Genomic DNA, 17851 nt, shown 5'->3' with positions numbered 1-17851 from the left:
CGTTCTATCCATTGCTAAATATAGATATGTATTTTTAAGTATTTGCTAACCCTCAAAGATTGTAGGTTGCCTTTGTTGCGTCGAATATGTGTTTGTAAATACTGGATTTTCCGATTTTGATTGCGCCTTTTCCGTGTGCTGGTGGGGCAATCGGTCGCCGCCTGGAAAACATCTTGTTGAATTGCACCCTGAAGAACGAGGCGATATCACCCGGAAACGGGAATGGTCCCGATCTCAGAGGTTCGATCGATGAAGACTGTCCGCATTGCGGTCTGGGTTGCGGTGCTGGTAATGGCCGGGATTCTCGGCTGGCTGACGCTCAATGTCACCAAGACAAAAGAGGCTGTATCCGAGGGACCGTTCGGCGTGCCGTTCACGCTTGTCGCCCAGAACGGCCAGCCAATCACGGAGCAGGCCTTCCGCGGCAAGCCGACGGCGCTCTTCTTTGGCTTTACCCATTGCCCGGAAGTATGTCCGACAACGCTGTTCGAAATGAATGGTTGGCTGGAGAAGGTCGATCCGGAGGGCAAGAAGCTTCAGGCGTACTTCGTCACCGTCGATCCGGAGCGCGATACGCCTGACGTCATGAACCAGTACGTCTCCAATGTCTCCAAGCGCATTGTCGGTATATCAGGCGCTCCCGACAAGGTTGCCGACGTCATCAAGGGTTACCGCGTCTACGCCAAGAAGGTTCCCGTGGATGAGAGCAATCCGAACGGCGACTACACGATGGACCATACGGCCTCGGTCTTCCTGCTCGATTCGGCAGGGCGGTTCTCCGGGACCATCGCCTATGGCGAAAATCCCGATACGGCTGTAAAGAAACTGGAGAACCTCGTCAGCAAGGGATGACGGCATGGCGTCAGGGCATCGCAGCATCTTGATCGCCGGGGCCGGCGCGACTGGCCTGACTGCTGCCCTCGAACTTGCCCGACGCGGGTTCCTTCCGCGTATCGTTGATAGCGACGCCGGGCCCGTGCCGCTGACGGAAAGCCGTGCGCTGGGCATCAATGCCAGAACGCTGGCGCTGCTTTCACCCTCGCGTGTGTCGGACACGATACTGCAGGAGGCGCAGCAGATTGCGCATTTCCGCATCGTCTCCAAGGGAAGACTGCTTGCTGACATCGACACGACGAAGGTTCCCGGCCCCTACAGCGCAATCCACGCGCTGGCACAGGGGCATACCGAGCGGCTGCTGCTGGGCAAGCTTTCCGACTATGAGGTTGCTCCGGAATGGCAAACTGCGGTAGAGACAGTCTCCGGGGATCTTTCGAAGCCGCGAGTAACGCTACGGAAGGCCGATGGATCGGTCGAAACGGCGGATTTCGATATCGTGATCGCTGCCGACGGTGCCCATTCGGCGGTCCGCAAAGCTGTCGGTATCGGTTTCCCCGGACAGGCGCTGGAGCGCAGCTTCTATCTGGCGGACTTTCGTTACGCTGTGCCGATCGATCCCGGTTTTGCCGAGATAACCCTGTTCGATCCCGGCATGATCGGGCGTTTGCCTGTCACCCGCGATGTGCTGCGCTACATCTCGACGCTTCCCGATTTCGAGAGCCGCATCCAACATCCTGCCGCAATCGCCGAGCGTGTCTGGGCCTCCGATTTTCGCATTCACTTCCGCCATGTCGCTGTGATGGCAAGAGGCAACGTGTTTCTTGCAGGCGACGCGGCGCATATTCATTCGCCGGCCGGTGCGCGGGGGATGAACCTTGGCATCGAGGACGCGTGCTGGTTGGCCTGGCTCATCTCGGAAGGGCGGGAGCGCGAATATGCGGGTCTCAGAATGCCGGCGGTGAAGACGGTGCTGAAGCAGACCCATCAACTGACATCGCTTATTACCATGAAGAATCCGGTGGCGATCGCGATCCGCAATGTTGCCGTCCCCTTACTTTTGCGAATACCTGCATTCCGACAGAAATTGCTTCACGGCGTTTCCGGATATGATACGCAGTCGCCGCCCTGGATCGATGGCGCCCTATAGAAGAAAGACCGCTTGTGAGTGAAATACGCCTTTATGTGACGACGACCGAAGTGCAGGCAGGAGAGATTCTGGATCTGCTGTCCGATGTTTTCGGCGAAGAAGACTTCGCAATCGCGACCACTGAGATCGATGAGAAGAAGGATATTTGGGAAGCCTCGGTCTACATGATGCGCGAAGAAGAACTACAGGTTCGCGCGCGCGTCGAGGAAGCGCTGAAGGTGAGCTTTCCCGAGGCCAAAGTCGAGCGCGAAGTGATTCCCGAGGTCGATTGGGTGGCGAAGTCACTTGAGGGGCTGAAGCCGGTTCGGGCGGGGCGCTTTCTGGTCCACGGATCGCACGACCGCGACAAGGTGCGGTCCGGCGATATTGCGATCGAGATCGATGCCGGCCAGGCTTTCGGTACAGGTCATCACGGCACGACGGCAGGCTGCCTGGAGACGATCGACCGTGTCTTGCGTTCCCGCCGGGTGCGGAATGCGCTTGATCTCGGAACCGGCAGCGGCGTTCTGGCGATTGCTGTCAGGAAGCTGCGGAACATTCCTGTTCTCGCAACGGACATTGACCCGATCGCGACGCGGGTCGCTGCCGAGAATGTTCGGCGCAACGGCATTGCGTCGGGTATCGCCACAGAGACGGCGCCAGGTTTTCACTCGACCGCCTTTTGCGCGCATGGCCCCTTCGATCTGATTATCGCCAACATCCTGGCGCGGCCCTTGATCAAGATGGCGCCGCAACTCGTGACCCACTTGGCGCCCGGGGGCTCGGTCATTCTTTCCGGCATTCTGGCTGCGCAGCGTTGGAAGGTGCTGGCGGCCTATAACGGTGCGCATTTGCGGCACGTCCGTACGATCTGGCGTAATGGCTGGGTGACGATCCATCTCGATCGTCCTTGAGGCGAGGGCAAAAGAAAAGGCGGTGCCAATGGCACCGCCTTTGGACCAGTTTCCCGGTCAATGCCCGCGAGCTCGAAGGAGGAGGAGCGCTCGAGCGGGCTTCTACTGGTTCTGATCGCCGGTCCCGTGAGGGAGGAGGAGAAGGGAGCGGCGAGTTGCTCAGAACGCGTAGTTGGTTGCGACCTGATGGCGCGTAACCTTTTGGCCAGCGCCCAGCAGATTGAGGGTGTCCTCATGCAGCGGACGGCGCGAGCCGATGATGTGACGCACAGTCTGGCGCTCGCCAGCCTGCACCGGGCTGCTGTAAGCGAAGCGCGACAGAGGGGCAGTCATATCTAAATTCCTTTTGTTTCGTTTCAGGTTCATCTCGAACCCGTTTGAAGGCGCCTATATAGCGATTTAGAAAAGCTGAGGGAGAGGGTTTCGTTCATGGGAGCCATGCGTGGAATGCATAAAGCATGCCACTTTGTGAGGCGGTGCCTCATTTCCGCCGGATTATTGCGCGGCTTTCGCTCATACGTCACTTCGCGAATTCCTCGTACTCGTCTGAAATTCCTATAATATAGCCGAATCTCGCCTAGGGGATTCGTCCAAAACACCGGATTCTTGAACATGTTCCAGTCTTTCGAAGTCACTTCGACGCCACAATTCGGCCGCGATCGCGTCTCGGCTTTGCGCGCAAGTTTTGATGCGCTTGATATCGACGCCTTTCTTGTGCCGCGTGCCGACGAGTTCAACGGCGAATACGTGCCGGCTTGTTCGGAGCGCTTGTCGTGGTTGACGGGCTTCACCGGGTCTGCGGGCGTTGCGCTGGTAACGCGTTCGGAGGCGATTGTCTTCGTGGACGGGCGCTACGTGACGCAACTTGCCGAGCAAGTGGATAGTTCCGTCTTCACAGGCGGAGACCTTGTGAACGAACCGCCTCATGCCTGGCTTGCGAAGAACGGCTCCAAGGGCCTGCGCCTCGGCATCGATCCCTGGCTGCATTCCGGCGCAGACGTGCGGCGACTTGAAAAGGCGCTGGCCGAAATTGGCGGTTCGCTCGTTGTCCTGCCTCACAATCCTCTCGACAAGCTCTGGAGCGACCGGCCGCAGGAGCCGCTGGGACAGGTGATGATCCAGAGCGTCGTGCAGGCGGGCGTGCTCGCGACCGACAAGATTGCAACGATCGCTGCCGATCTTGCAAAGAAGAACCTCAAGGCGGCGCTGATCGCCGATCCGTCCTCGGTCGCCTGGATCTTCAATATTCGCGGTGCCGACGTTCCGCACACGCCGCACCCGCTGGCGCGTGCGATCATCTATGCCGACGGCAAGGCGGACCTCTTCCTCGACAAGCGCAAGACCGGTATCGAGGCCGAAGCCTATCTGGCGCAGATGTGCATGCAGCTTCCGCCGTCGGAACTCGAAAAGAAACTGTCCGCTGTTGCAAGAGATGGCGGTCGAGTCGTCGTGGATCCGGACCTTACCTCGTATGCCTTGGCGGAGATCATTCGCAAGGGGGGTGGCGAGGTCGTGGAAGGGAATGATCCCGCGAAACTTCCGCGAGCTGTCAAGAACAACGTTGAGATCAACGGTTCTGCGGTTGCGCATCTGCAGGACGGCGCCGCGATGGTCGAATTTCTCTACTGGCTGTCGCAGATCAAGCCGGGGACCGTGACCGAAATCGAGGTGGCGGAGAAGCTGGAAGCGGCACGCGCCCGTGTCGGCCAGAGTATGCAGAACCCGCTGAAGGATATCTCCTTCGACACGATCTCCGGAGCCGGCGAGCACGCGGCTATCATGCACTATCGCGTGACGACGGAAACGAACCGCAAGCTGGAGGCCGGGGAACTCTTCCTGATCGATTCCGGCGCCCAGTACATCAACGGCACGACCGACATTACCCGCACCGTCGGCATCGGTTCCGTCACCGAGGAGCACAAGCGCTTCTTCACGCTGGTGCTGAAGGGCATGATCCAGATCAGCACCGCACGGTTTCCGAAGGGCACGCGCGGATGCGACCTCGATCCGCTTGCCCGCATTGCGCTCTGGCGGGCAGGGGTTGATTTTGCCCATGGAACCGGTCACGGCGTCGGGTCCTATCTTTCGGTGCATGAAGGCCCGCAGCGCATCGCCAGGCTCTCGACGCAGGAGCTTTTGCCGGGGATGATCCTCTCGAACGAGCCCGGCTATTACCGCCCCGGCGCTTTCGGCATCCGCATCGAGAACCTGATCTATGTCCACGAGGCAGAGGCGATCGACGGTGGCGACATGCCAATGCTCGGATTCGAGACGCTGACCTTCTGCCCGATCGACCGCAGCCTGGTTAGTTCGGAACTTCTGACGCATGACGAGCTGCATTGGTTCAACAGCTACCACGAGCGCACCCGAGAAGCGCTGATGCCGCTGATTCACGACCACGACGTCAAGGCGTGGCTGGAAAATGCGACCTTGCCGCTGGAATATTAAGCGAGGCGGCCTTGTCGGCCGCCAGTGGCGTTACATGCCGATCGTGTGACGCCAGCCCATGACGACGAGCCACGCGGCAATCAGCATCCAGGTGTGCGAGACCCGCAGACCGACGAGGAGTGCGACGAGCAGGGCGAGCTTCGAATCCCAACCGCCGATGAAGAAGGCCGGCGCAACAAGCGTCGTCAAGACCGCGGCCGGGACGGCGGCAAGCGCAGCCTCCATGCGCGGCGGAATGCGCTTCATCGTGGTGATGAGGATATAGCCGCCGATGCGGGTTGCGTAGGTCGCAACCGCGGCTGCGACGATCACGAGAGCCATGTGAAGATCGAAGGCCATCGTCATACCTCGTGCAAATCGGATTCGAGTTCCTGCTCATGCGGTGGCGGCGGGAACAGGGCGGCAAGGATGATGCCTGCCGCGGCACCTAGGCTGACGTGCCAAGGCGAGCCGACATAATGATAGGCGATAATGGAGGCGACAGCGCTGACGGCGGCGACCGGCAGAAAATTGTCGCGATGGCGGAAGTCAAGGACGATGCCGAGGAAATAGGCCGGCAGCAGGATGTCCAGTCCGATCGATTTCGGGTCGCCGATGTAACTGCCGAGCATGCCGCCGAGCAAGCTGACCAAAACCCAGGGTACATAGATGATGATGCCAAAGCCGAGATACCAGACAAACGTGACCGGCTTGCCTGCTTCGCCGCGTTTTGCCGTTTCCGCAAACTGCGGATCGACCAGCAGGAAGAAGGTGAAGAACTTCTGGATCGGTGAGAAGTGCTTGATGTAGGGCGCGAGTGCCGCCGAATAGAGCACGTGGCGAAAGTTGACTGCCAGGATGGAGGCGACGATCAGCCAAGCCTGGACGTTGTGGCCGAAGAGCTCGATGCCGACCATCTGGCTTGCGCCGGCATAGACCGTGGCGCTCATGAAGGTCGTTTCGGCGAGCGACATGCCGTTATCGACCGCCAGCGCTCCGAACAAAGCCCCGAATGGGGCCGAGGCCAGCGCAACGGCTGAGCCACCGCGCAAACCGTCGAAAAAATCAGCGCGACTCATCGGCGACAATCCTTCTGGAATTTTGCCCTCGTCTAAGGAGGGGCGGTATCTGCCGCAAGCAAATTTCCTTGATTGAACGATCGATTTCGCTGAACGATGCATTCGCAGCCGATCGCCTTTCGGGGAGAGAACATGAATCAGATCGAACTTTCGAAGGAAGAGAAGACCGAGCTCCTTGCGCGGATCCAGCATTATTTCGACAGCGAGCTGGACCAGCCGATAGGCCTTCTCAAAGCGGAAATCGTTCTTGAGTTCTTTGCGAAGGAAGTTGGCGCCGCCTATTACAAGAAGGGGCTCGAAGACGCGCAGGTCGCGCTTGCCAGACGGATGGATGACTTTTCCGAGGACGTCTATCAGTTGCAGCGGAACGCGACGGAGTGATCAGCCTTCCAGAATTTGCCGGCTGGTCACGATATCGATGCCACGCGCACGCATTTCCTCGATCGCGGCCGCAACGCCTTCGGGTGTAATGCCGCGGCTGGCGTCTTCGACAAAGCGAACCCGCACGCCCGGCATCATCTCGGTCGCATCCAATGCCGAGAACTTCACGCAGTAATCGGTCGCGAGACCGCAGACGTCCAGTTCGGTCACGTCCTGGCCCTCGAGAAAGTCGGCGAGCCCGGTAAGCGCGTCTTGATCATTGTCGCGAAAAGCCGAGTAGCTATCGATATTGCGATTCTCGCCCTTCTGCAGGATAAGGTCGATTTTGCCCATCTTGAGGTCCGGATGCAGTTCTGCGTCCGCTGTGCCCTGCACGCAATGATCCGGCCACATCATCTGCGGCTTGCCCGAAAGTGTGCCGAGTTCGAATGGTTTCTTATCGGGGTGGGAGGAGGCGAAGCTGCCGTGGCCGGGCGGGTGCCAATCCTGGGAGGCGACGATCAGGTCGTATTTGCCGCTCTCGATCAGGCGGTTTGCGACGGGAACCACCTCGTTGCCGTCAGGGACCGCGAGGTTGCCGCCCGGGCAAAAGCCATTCTGAATATCGACTAGAAGCAAGGCTTTCATCGGTGCGACTCCCTCGATTTTGCATTGCACCATGCCAAGGGCCGAGGGATGGCGCAAGCGTCGAGACGCTTCGCCGCAGGGGCCGGAGAAGCGAGCCTTGAAAAGGTCGGGTCGGTCGGTGCCCTTCAGCCCGTAAAAGGCGATACAAGCATAGCACAGAACCGGCATCAGGTAGGCGATGTATATGCCGATGATGTCGGCAAGGGCGCCTCAGGGCGCCGCCAGCAATGGCCAGGCAGGGGATTCCGGAGCCCTTACTCGTTTAGTATGGTAGTATTCAAATATTGCGTTGCGATAAGTAGTTCGCGATTGCGAACACACGCTGGCGAGGCTGGTTCTTAGGACAGGTGTCGGGGCGACTGTTCAAGCCGCTGAGGCGGACTTTTCGTTCGTGGTGGCGCTGCCTTGCTCTTCCGCCTTGCGGCCGGCGTGATAGGCACGCTTTTGCGCGTACATGGCAATATCGGCACGCCGCACCATTGACTCCATCGTTCCCCTGGCTCGCTTGTCGCGACGCCGAGCGAAATGCTGAGCGAAGCGTTGGAGTAGAACTGGTTGCTGATCTTGAGGAGTTCCCCGATGGTCTCGACCATTGTCGCGACCGCCTGCTTGTCGGCGCCGGGCATCAGCACTGCATATTCGTCGCCGCCGATGCGGGCAGCATGATTGGGTTGAGCGGCGGCGCCGTTCAGGACCTCGCCAAGGCGGCGCAACAGTCCATCGCCGGCATCATGTCCGAGCTGGTCATTTGCCTCCTTCAAGCCGTTGAGATCGATGATGACGGCCGATATCGGGCGCAGTGACTTGCGCTCGAGTCTGTTCAGCTCGTCCACATAGAAGGCGCGATTGCGGAGTTTGGTTAGAACGTCGTGCTTGCCGAGATATTCGAGATAGGCTTCCGCCTTCTTGCGCGCGGTGATGTCGGTGAGCGCCACCTGCACCAGTGCCCAGTCTGCTTCATGGCCGGGAAGGACGGAGAATTGCAGGAGGACATAGCGCTCCGAGCCGTCGAGCGCGTAGTTGATGACTTCGCGCTGATGGAAAAGTCTGCCGTTCCCCAGTTCGATCAGCTGTTCGCGGAAGTGTTTCTCCATATCGTCGCGGAAGACTTCTGCGATGCGTTGCAGAAGCGTGTGGCGGTCAGGCGCGCAGAACAGATCGAGGGTCGCCTGGTTGACGTCGATGACCCGGATCTCGCTCATGCACTGGCGTACGAACTCGGGATGGACATCGGTGAAGACCCGGAAGTCGTCGATGCCGCGATCGCGGACATTCTCCAGCAGCAGCTTGATCTGGCTGAAATCCTCGACCCAAAGCGAGACCGGCGAAAGCTCGAAAATGCCTTCGGCGTAACGGCGGTTTTCGCGCTCCTTGCGGCGGGCTTCCTCGCGAGCCGTGACATCTTCCGTCGTCAGCATCACCTGCGCGAGCGACTGCTCATGGCCCGGCAGCACCGAGCCGCGCAACTGGATATCAAGCCGGCGTCCGGACAGCGTGTAGTTGACGGCGCTGCCGGTGAATTCGGTCTTGCCGTCCCAGAGTTCGGCCAATTCGTTGACATGGCTTTCCAGCATCTCATCGCGGAATACCAAGCCGAGGTTCGCGACGAGATGATCGAGGTCGTTGGCTTCGAAGAGTTCCAACGTCTTGCGGTTGACGCGCAACACGCGGATCAGCTGCGCGCAGGGACACGTCTGGTATCGTCCCTCAAATAGGCGCGAATATCTTCGACGCCTTCGGCGCGCCAGCGATCGAACTGTGCCTTGACCCTGCTGAAATCCTCGATCCACATCGCGATTGGTGACAGATCGAAGATATCGCAATCGCCCATGACGGGACTTTCGGTTTTGGCGTTACCTTTGGAGGCACAGCACTATTTGATCGATCTTTAGGAGTGATTCGTTAACCTTCGCTTGACGCGGCGTTGTTGGTGGTGCCGCCGTAACGCTGACCGCTCTCATGCGGGGAGGCATTGATGCCCGCGATCCCGCCAATCTTCTTTTGCAGGAGAGGTCGCGGCTTCGAAGGCGCGAAAGAGTGACAATGGTGAGTAGCGTTCAAAGTATCAGGCGGCAGGCGACAGTGGCGACGGTCAAGTTTTGCCTCGTCATGCTCGTGATGATCTTCCTTGCTGCTGGATGCGTAGACAGGTTGATGGAGGGGCGGAATGGCTATTGGCGTCGTGCAACTGGGGTCGCCGCGGGCGGAAGGCGAGGGCGTGCGCATCGGCACCGTCCGCCGACCGCCGCGGGGCGTGCCGAAGGAGGAATTCTCCAGCCGCAACTACTATGACGTCTGGCTGCCGATCCTTTCGCCGAGCCAGGCCCTGGTGACCCAAGCGAAGGCAGCGACCACGGATGCCGAATGGGCGATGTTTGTGCGCAGCTTCAGGAAGGAAATGAACGTGCCGGAGGCAAGTCATGTGCTCGACCTGCTCGCCACACTTTCACATGCAAGCCATTTTTCGATCGGTTGCTACTGTGAGAACGAGAGCCGATGCCATCGAAGCGTGTTGCGGCGCCTGCTTGAAGAGCGGAACGCAACGTTTGCGGCGGAAGCCTGCGCCTAGCGTCTTCGTAGGCCTGCTATGAGCCGCGGCCTTGCTGACTCCGGGATATTCTGCCTTTCTGTGCGAGGGGATTACCCGGAGCCCAAGCCATGACCGAGCCCGGTCCAGAGGAGAAGATCGACGCGACGTTCCGCAACGGCTCGCTGACGGCGGCCGGCATCATCCTCGGCTTTTCCTTGAGCTTCATCAGCCGCTGGGCCTCCAATCCAAACGACTGGAGCCGGATCGACATCTTTCCGATGCTGCTGCTGACGGTGGGGATAGCCCTGCAGGTCAAGGTCTTCGCCGACCTCCTGGCCCGGGACTCGCTGATTGCTGCCAAATACGATCGGGCCAGACGGCTGTTTCTGATCGGCATCGCGGTCGTCGCGGCCGGAATCGGGCTGGCATTGCTCAATGATATTCTGGGGCTGGGATCAATGCCGATCTTGGGGTGAGCGGGATGTTGCCGTCTTATAGTCTCGATCTCATCGACGCTGCACGATGTCGCCAGGCCGATCACATTGAGATTCTTGTGAATCCGTCCTGATATATGAAACCTATGAAACCCGCTCCACAAACCCATCGAGCACTCTCTTCTGGCCAGCCCGGTCAAAATCGATCGTAAGCTTATTGCCCTCGATCTCGATGATATTGCCGTTGCCGAATTTCAGGTGGAAGACGCGGTCGCCGGTCTTGAACTTCGAGGGTTCCGTCGCCGTGGATTTAGCTACCAGCTCGCCGTCGATGGTGCGGCCGCGCGGGCCGCTTTCGCCGTAGCCGATGCGCTCCACGGCATGGCCGGAGCGGGTGCCCCAGTTGTCGCGGGTGGCGTCCGTCTTGTTCTGCTGGGCACGCTTCCAGCCCGGCGTCGAATAGGCGTTGGCGAAGGGATCGGCCTTGTCGAAGCGGGACTGACCGTAGCTGCCCCTGCCATAGCCGCCATAGCTCTGCTCGGCTTCCGCCACTTCGACATGCGTTTCCGGCAGTTCATCGAGGAACCGCGACGGGATCGTCGATTGCCACAGACCGTGGATGCGTCGGTTCGAGACGAACCAGATGTGGCAGCGCCGCTTTGCGCGGGTGATGCCGACATAGGCGAGGCGGCGTTCCTCTTCGAGACCGGCGCGGCCGCTTTCATCGAGCGAACGCTGGTGCGGGAACAGGCCTTCTTCCCAGCCCGGCAGAAAGACGGTGTCGAACTCCAAGCCCTTGGCCGAATGCAGGGTCATGATCGAGACGGCGTCGAGATTTTCATTCTGCTCGGCGTCCATCACCAGCGAGACGTGCTCGAGAAAACCGCGCATCGACTCGAAGCTTTCCATCGAGCGGATGAGTTCCTTCAGGTTTTCAAGACGGGTTGGCGCGTCTGCCGACTTGTCGTTTTTCCACATGTCGGTGTAGCCCGACTCTTCGAGGATCTGCTCGGCAAGCTCGGTATGGGGCGTGTTCTCCAGCATTTCCTGCCAGCGGCGGAACGACTGAACGACGTCGAAGAGGGCTTTGCGCGCCTTCGGCTTCAGCTCGTCGGTTTCGATCATGTCGGCGGCTGCCGCCAGCATCGGGATATCGCGGGCGCGAGCGTAATCGTGAAGGGCGCGTACCGTCGTATCGCCGAGGCCGCGCTTCGGGGTGTTGATGATGCGCTCGAAGGCGAGGTCGTCGGCAGGCTGTGCGACGAGGCGGAAATAGGCCATGGCATCGCGGATTTCGAGGCGCTCGTAGAAGCGCGGACCGCCGATGACGCGGTAGTTCAAGCCTAGCGTCACGAAACGGTCTTCGAATTCGCGCATCTGGAAGGAGGCGCGCACGAGGATTGCCATGTCGTTCAGCAGATGCCGCTTGCCATTGGCATCGCCGCGCTGAAGCTGCTCGATTTCCTCACCGATTTCCCTGGCTTCCACTTCGGAATCCCAGGAGGCGTGCACCTGGACTTTGATGTCCTCGGGATCGCTCCGGTCGGTGAAGAGTGTCTTGCTGAGGCGACCTTCGTTGTGAGCGATCAGATGGCCAGCCGCACCAAGGATATGTGCCGTCGAGCGGTAGTTGCGTTCCAGCTTGATGACCTTGGCGCCCGGAAAATCCTTCTCGAAGCGCAGGATGTTGTCGACCTCGGCGCCGCGCCAGCCGTAGATCGACTGGTCGTCGTCGCCGACGCAGCAAACGTTCTGCGGTTCGCCCCTGGGGCGCTGCGCAAGCAGCCGCAGCCACATGTACTGGGCGGTGTTGGTGTCCTGATACTCGTCGACGAGGATGTAGCGGAAGCGGCCGTGATACTCCTTGAGAAGATCAGGGTTCTTACGGAAGATCGCGATCGGGTGCATCAGGAGGTCGCCGAAATCGCAGGCGTTCAGCGTCGAAAGCCTTTGCTGGTAGGCGATGTAGAGTTCGCGGCCCTTGCCATTGGCGAAGGCGCGCGCGTCGCCCTCGGGGATGTCGCTCGGGCCAAGGCCCTTGTTCTTCCAGGTGTCGATCATGCCGGCAAACTGTTTGGCGGGCCAGCGCTTGTCGTCGAGGCCTTCCGCCTGGATGAGTTGCTTGATCAGGCGAACGACGTCGTCGGTATCGAGAATTGTGAAATCGGAGCGCAGGCCGACGAGTTCGGCATGGCGGCGTAGAAGCTTGACGCCGATCGAGTGGAAGGTGCCGAGCCATGGCATGCCCTCGACGGCGCCGCCGACGAGCACGGCAATACGCTCCTTCATCTCGCGGGCAGCCTTGTTGGTGAAGGTGACGGCAAGGATCTGTGAAGGGAATGCACGGCCGGTGTTGAGGATGTGGGCAATGCGCGTCGTCAGAACGCGCGTCTTGCCGGTGCCAGCGCCCGCGAGCACGAGAACGGGACCTTCGAGTGTTTCGACGGCTTCGGTCTGCTCCAGATTCAGGCCGGAAAGGTAATCGGGGCGCTTGCCGCCATCGCGAGCGGCCATGGCGCGGGCGGCGAGCCCTCCGCCGGCCGGAGCGGCAGGGGCCGGCTGCTTGCGCGGCGGCTCATCCGGCTCTTCGTCGAAGAAGGGGATATCGTCGAAACTATTGCTCATGGCGCGTAATGTAGTGATTCGGGATGGAAAGACCAGAAAAGATGTTCTGCTTTCATTCCTGTCCGGGCGGCTGTCCTCAGCTTGTATCCGGCCTGGGAGGGCCGCAACGGCGACGAATTGCCGGATGTGCTGCAAGTTTTATCCAAGACGGTACGGCATCTCGCATAAACGTCAGAAAACAAAACCGTTATTTGTCCTCGGCGAAGTAACGCTGCGACGCGTGCGGGAAACGAGTGGCGAACGTTTTACCAGTAACTCAGTCTTGATATTACAATTCAGTAATGCGGACCAATTCGCTTGCCGGTGATCAGCAAAGAGACAATATTGTCGCAGACGCGCGGCAATTTGTCCTGCGAACGCCTCTTTCGATAGACCCTGGACGAGCCTCGAGTCCCTCTGGAGACGTGAATGGCATTTTGGAAGCAGTTTATAGTTTGCCTTGTCGTGATTGCTGCCGGCTTTGCTGGATGGGTTTACTTTGTGCCGGGGGCCGGCGAGACGCTACGCAAAGCCGGCTTTTCTGAGGTTTCCAAGTTGGCGCCCGGCGAAGCTGCACCGCAGCCTGTGGTCAGCGCAGAGGGACAATCAAGGCGCCGCGGTGGCGGAGCCAATGCGCCCGTTCTGGTCGCCACGCAAGCCGTTGTTCGTGGCGTCGTCAATGATCGGTTGAGCGCCATCGGCACGGGGGATGCGATCCGCTCCGTCGTGGTGATGCCGCAGGCGAGCGGTACGATCCGCGACATCCTCATCAAGTCGGGTGACAGGATCACCAAGGGGCAGGTTCTCGCGAAGCTCGACAGCGAAGAGCAGGTCATTGCTCGCGGTCAGGCTGATGTGGCGCTGAAGAGCGCCATCGAGAAATCCAGCCTCTACCACAACATCAAGTCCAGCGTGTCGCGCATGGACGTCTTCGACGCAGAGATCGCTGAGCAGGGCGCACGCCTGCAGCTGCAGGCCGCCGAGCTCAATCTCGAGCGCCGCAACATCGTCGCGCCCATCGATGGCATCGTCGGTATCATCGCTGTCAATGTCGGTGATAACGTCTCGACGACAACGCCGATCGCCACGCTCGACGACCGGACGGAGATTCTCGTCGACTACTGGGTACCGGAGCGCTTTGCCAACACGATCACCGTAGGTCACCCGGTGGAGGCGACCTCTGTTGCGCTGCCCGGGCGAGCTTTCTCGGGAGTGGTGGAGGCGATCGACAACCGCATCGACGCCGCCAGCCGGACACTGCGCGTGCGGGCGCGGATCGACAACGCGTCCGACGAATTGCGGGCCGGCATGTCTTTCAATGTCGGTATGAAATTCGCGGGTGATCAGTATCCGGCGGTGGACCCCGTTTCGGTACAGTGGGACTCCCAAGGCTCTTTCGTCTGGCATGTTGTCGACGGCAAGTCCCAAAAGGTTCGCGTCAGCATCGTGCAGCGCAATCCCGACTTTATCCTTGTCAAAGCCGACCTGAAGGACGGCGACGCCATTGTTACCGAGGGGCTGCAGCGCGTCCTTGAGGGCGGAGCAGTGCGCGTCGCAAGCGAAGTCGCGTCGAGCTCGGAGCCTGCCACGCAATGAACGTGATCGAGATGCAGGAGAAGCCGGCTTCCGGCAAGCAGACATTTACCGCGCTGTTTGTCCGGCGCCCGATCCTTGCGCTGGTATTCAACACACTCATGATCGTTGCCGGCCTCGCGGCCTATGCCGGGATCGAAGTGCGCGAACTGCCAGATGTCGACCGGCCTATCGTCACCGTTCGCACGACCTTTGACGGCGCTTCGCCACAGACGGTCGATCAGGAATTGACGAAGGTCATCGAGGGGGCGGCGGCACGCGTCAGCGGCCTGAAGTCGATTTCATCGAGCTCGCAGTTCGGCCAGAGCCGTGTGACGCTCGAATTTTCCGACTCGGTTGACCTTGCCGTTGCGGCGAACGACGTGCGTGATGCCATCGGCCGTATCGCCGATCGTCTACCGGAGGAGGCGGACGCGCCGCAGATCGTCAAGGCCGACTCCGATTCACAGCCGATCATGCGTCTTGCCGTGACCTCGTCCAAGCTCAACATGGACGACCTGACCCTTCTCGTCGAAAACCAGGTTATCGATCGTCTCGCCTCCGTCGACGGCGTTGCCGATGTCGAGACATATGGCGACCAGGAGAAGGTCTTCCGCGTCGACGTCAACCAGAGCGAACTCGCCAGTCGCGGGCTGACGGTTGGTGATTTGACGAAGGCGCTGTCGAGCGCTGCCCTCGATATGCCGGCCGGATCGTTGAAGAGCCCGACGCAGACGATCGTCGTGCGTGCGATGGCAAGCCTGCAGACGCCGGAAGAGTTTTCCAACGTTGTCCTGCAGAGCCACGTGCGACTCGGCGATGTGGCGAACGTCACGCTTGGGCCGCGCGACGGACAGACTGCCCTGCGCTCCAACGGCGTTCCCGGCATCGGCCTCGGCATTATCCGCCAGGCGCAGTCGAATACGCTGAACATTTCGAACGGCATCAAGGACGCCGTTGCCGAGCTTTCGAAGACGCTTCCCGAGGGCACGCGGATCGCTATTACCAGCGATGACGCCGTCTTCATCCAGGGGGCGATCCATGAGGTCTTGCTCGCGCTGATCCTGGCCGTCGTCATCGTTACCGGCGTGATCTACCTTTTCCTCAGGGACTGGCGCGCGACGATCATCCCTGCCATCAGCATGCCGGTGGCCCTCATCGGAACTCTCGCGGCCGTCTATCTCGTTGGCTTCTCGATCAATATCCTGACGCTGCTTGCGATCGTGCTGGCGACTGGTCTCGTCGTGGACGACGCGATCGTCGTTCTCGAAAATATCGTACGCCGTCGATCGGAGGGCATGGGGCCGCGGGCGGCTGCCGTGCTTGGTACGCGCGAGGTGTTCTTTGCTGTGATCGCGACGACCGCGACGCTTGCGGCGGTTTTCATTCCGCTTTCCTTCCTGCCGGGGCAGGTGGGTGGGCTCTTCCGCGAATTCGGCTTCGTGCTCGCTTTCTCGGTCGGCCTCTCGTCCATCGTCGCCTTGACTCTATGTCCGATGCTGGCGTCGCGGATACTGACGAAGGATATGCTCGAGGACCACGGACTTCTCGGCCGTTTCGGCACCTGGTTTGCTGATACCTACCGGTGGTCGTTGCATGCCTGCCTGAATGCGCCGCTCGTGATCATCGTCGCATCCGTTCTTTTCGCGGGAGCGGCTGTTGTCGCGTTCCAAACGGTTCGGAGCGAGTTGACGCCGAGCGAAGACCGGGCCCTGGTGATGATGCGCCTGACAACGCCGCAGGGTTCCAGCCTCGAATATACGCGCGACAAGCTGCAGCGGGTCGAGGAATATCTTCAGCCGCTCGTCGACAGTGGCGATATCCGCAACGTCTTTTCCATCTCGGGACAGGGCGGACAGGTCAACAGCGGCTTCATGGTGCTGACGCTGGCCCCATGGGGTGAGCGTCACCGCACGCAGGCCGAAATCGTTGCCGATATCAACAAGACGGCTGCCAGGGTGCCGGCGCTGCGTGGCAATGCCATCCAGTCCAACAGCCTGCGTATCCGTGGCGCCGGCAGCGGGCTGCAGATGGCACTGGTCGGCAACGACCATGAGGCTCTGACGGCTGCGGCTGCCGACCTGGTCCACGCGCTCGATGCCACGGGACACTATGATACGCCGCGACTGACCAACGAGCCGACACAGGCGCAGGTTTCTGTCACGATTGACCGCGAGCGTGCCTCCGATCTCGGCATCGATATCACCGGCCTTTCGACAGCCATGCAGTCGTTGCTCGAGGGGCGTTCGGTCGTCGATGTCTTCGTGAAGGGTGAATCCTATCCTGTGTTGCTCACATCGAACACGCGGCCGCTGGACGATCCGACGGACCTCGAGAACGTCTTCCTCAAGACCGGCGACGGCAAGATCGTGCCGATGTCGGTGATTGCCGCGCTGACAGAGAGTTCCGTCGCGCCGCAGCTGAACCGCGAACAGCAACTTGCGTCGGTGGCAATCACCGCTGGCTTGAAGAACGGTCTCTCACTCGGAGATGCGGTCAAGGAAGTGACCGAGATCTCGAAATCGGTCCTGCCGGCTGGCGCTCGTCTCGTCCCTCTTGCTGAGGCCGCGACGCTGGAAGAAAACTCGAGCGGAATGGCGCTGACCTTCGGCTTTGCCATCGTCATCATCTTCCTGGTTTTAGCCGCTCAGTTCGAGAGCGTGCTTTCGTCTGTCATCATCATGTCGACGGTGCCGCTGGGGCTCGCGTGCGCCGTCTTCGCGCTGATCATTACCGGGTCGAGCCTCAACATCTATAGCCAGATCGGCCTTGTGCTGCTTGTGGGAGTGATGGCGAAGAACGGCATTCTGATCGTCGAATTCGCCAACCAGCTGCGCGATCGCGGCGAAGATGTGCGCACGGCGATCGAGAAGGCGTGTGCGCTGCGCCTGCGCCCTGTGATGATGACCATGATCGCGACGATCCTCGGCGGCGTTCCGCTGGTCTTTGCGCATGGCGCCGGCGCGGAAGCGCGTATTGCGCTCGGCTGGGTAATTGTCGGGGGGCTCGGCTTTGCGACGCTCGTGACACTTTACATCACGCCGGTCGCCTACCTGCTCATCGCCCGCTTTGCGAAGCCGCATGCTCACGAAGAGGAGCGCCTCCACGAAGAAATGGCGCAGGCCTCGCGTCCGCGCCCTGCCACCAAGCCAGGGCGGCTGGAGGCGGCGGAGTAAGGAAGCCCGCTGCCCTGGCCGGCAAACGCTGCGACTTATAGTTTATGAAAATTTGTAGGATTGGATGAATTTCCTCTGAACCTTAGATGTTTTTTAAGCATGAGCGGCAATCATGCGAGCAGAAACCGATAGGTCCTCCAGCGT

General features: G+C 60.3%; 14 protein-coding genes and 1 pseudogene. 9 read left to right on the top strand and 6 right to left on the bottom strand.

What is annotated here, in order from left to right; all coding sequences use genetic code 11:
* Positions 1-249 precede the first annotated feature (249 nt).
* The 3 genes from FHT71_RS14190 to FHT71_RS14180 are packed head-to-tail and all read left to right on the top strand — an operon-like array spanning position 250 to position 2877.
* Entirely contained in the window at positions 250-852 is a 603-nt protein-coding gene (locus FHT71_RS14190) for an SCO family protein (RefSeq protein ID WP_132590821.1), read from the top strand.
* Between the two features lie 4 nt (positions 853-856).
* A complete protein-coding gene (locus FHT71_RS14185; protein WP_132590749.1) occupies positions 857-1984 on the top strand; it encodes an NAD(P)/FAD-dependent oxidoreductase in 1128 nt (375 codons plus the stop codon).
* Between the two features lie 14 nt (positions 1985-1998).
* Positions 1999-2877, top strand: coding sequence for a 50S ribosomal protein L11 methyltransferase (locus FHT71_RS14180; RefSeq protein ID WP_132590751.1), 879 nt, complete (start codon positions 1999-2001; stop codon positions 2875-2877).
* Positions 2878-3036: 159 nt separating this feature from the next.
* Here the strand turns inward: FHT71_RS14180 and FHT71_RS14175 are convergent, their stop codons facing one another.
* Positions 3037-3210 carry a hypothetical protein gene (locus tag FHT71_RS14175; protein WP_165933114.1) on the bottom strand — a complete coding sequence of 58 codons (174 nt, stop codon included), beginning with the start codon at positions 3208-3210 and terminating at the stop codon, positions 3037-3039.
* A gap of 279 nt (positions 3211-3489) precedes the next feature.
* Between FHT71_RS14175 and FHT71_RS14170 the strand changes: the two genes are divergently transcribed.
* Positions 3490-5325 (top strand): aminopeptidase P family protein, encoded by a 1836-nt coding sequence (locus tag FHT71_RS14170; RefSeq protein ID WP_132590753.1) that lies wholly within the window; start codon positions 3490-3492, stop codon positions 5323-5325.
* Between the two features lie 30 nt (positions 5326-5355).
* On the opposite strand, the gene FHT71_RS14165 is transcribed toward FHT71_RS14170, so the two are convergent.
* Both FHT71_RS14165 and FHT71_RS14160 read right to left on the bottom strand, forming a co-directional pair.
* Positions 5356-5664, bottom strand: a complete 309-nt coding sequence (locus FHT71_RS14165; RefSeq protein ID WP_007802255.1) for an AzlD domain-containing protein — start codon at positions 5662-5664, stop codon at positions 5356-5358.
* A gap of 2 nt (positions 5665-5666) precedes the next feature.
* On the bottom strand, positions 5667-6383 hold the full coding sequence (locus FHT71_RS14160; RefSeq protein WP_007802253.1) for an AzlC family ABC transporter permease: 717 nt from the start codon (positions 6381-6383) through the stop codon (positions 5667-5669).
* 132 nt (positions 6384-6515) lie between these two features.
* On the opposite strand from FHT71_RS14160, the gene FHT71_RS14155 reads away from it, so the two are divergent.
* Complete coding sequence (locus FHT71_RS14155; protein WP_132590757.1) at positions 6516-6764, top strand: DUF2164 domain-containing protein; 249 nt, start codon at positions 6516-6518, stop codon at positions 6762-6764.
* On the opposite strand, the gene pncA is transcribed toward FHT71_RS14155, so the two are convergent.
* Complete coding sequence (gene pncA, locus FHT71_RS14150) at positions 6765-7391, bottom strand: bifunctional nicotinamidase/pyrazinamidase (protein ID WP_007802250.1); 627 nt, start codon at positions 7389-7391, stop codon at positions 6765-6767.
* A 363-nt stretch (positions 7392-7754) separates the two neighbouring features.
* A pseudogene (locus FHT71_RS14145) lies at positions 7755-9222 on the bottom strand (sensor domain-containing diguanylate cyclase).
* A 336-nt stretch (positions 9223-9558) separates the two neighbouring features.
* Here FHT71_RS14145 and FHT71_RS14140 point away from each other — a divergent pair.
* Together FHT71_RS14140 and FHT71_RS14135 are read left to right on the top strand one after the other, a co-directional pair.
* Positions 9559-9960, top strand: a complete 402-nt coding sequence (locus FHT71_RS14140) for a DUF488 family protein (RefSeq protein WP_007802246.1) — start codon at positions 9559-9561, stop codon at positions 9958-9960.
* 89 nt (positions 9961-10049) lie between these two features.
* On the top strand, positions 10050-10397 hold the full coding sequence (locus FHT71_RS14135; RefSeq protein WP_007802244.1) for a hypothetical protein: 348 nt from the start codon (positions 10050-10052) through the stop codon (positions 10395-10397).
* A gap of 102 nt (positions 10398-10499) precedes the next feature.
* Here the strand turns inward: FHT71_RS14135 and FHT71_RS14130 are convergent, their stop codons facing one another.
* Positions 10500-12980, bottom strand: a complete 2481-nt coding sequence (locus FHT71_RS14130; protein WP_183720433.1) for a UvrD-helicase domain-containing protein — start codon at positions 12978-12980, stop codon at positions 10500-10502.
* Positions 12981-13388: 408 nt separating this feature from the next.
* Here FHT71_RS14130 and FHT71_RS14125 point away from each other — a divergent pair, with 408 nt between their 5' ends.
* Positions 13389-14555, top strand: coding sequence for an efflux RND transporter periplasmic adaptor subunit (locus FHT71_RS14125; protein WP_007802239.1), 1167 nt, complete (start codon positions 13389-13391; stop codon positions 14553-14555).
* A complete protein-coding gene (locus tag FHT71_RS14120) occupies positions 14552-17707 on the top strand; it encodes an efflux RND transporter permease subunit (RefSeq protein ID WP_183720430.1) in 3156 nt (1051 codons plus the stop codon). The genes FHT71_RS14125 and FHT71_RS14120 overlap by 4 nt, the downstream gene beginning before the upstream one ends.
* Positions 17708-17851: the final 144 nt, after the last annotated feature.

This window comes from Rhizobium sp. BK060, assembly GCF_014193145.1.
GTDB lineage: Bacteria > Pseudomonadota > Alphaproteobacteria > Rhizobiales > Rhizobiaceae > Rhizobium.
Note: the sequence above shows the minus strand (reverse complement) of the source record. Positions and strands in the feature narration are given on the sequence as shown.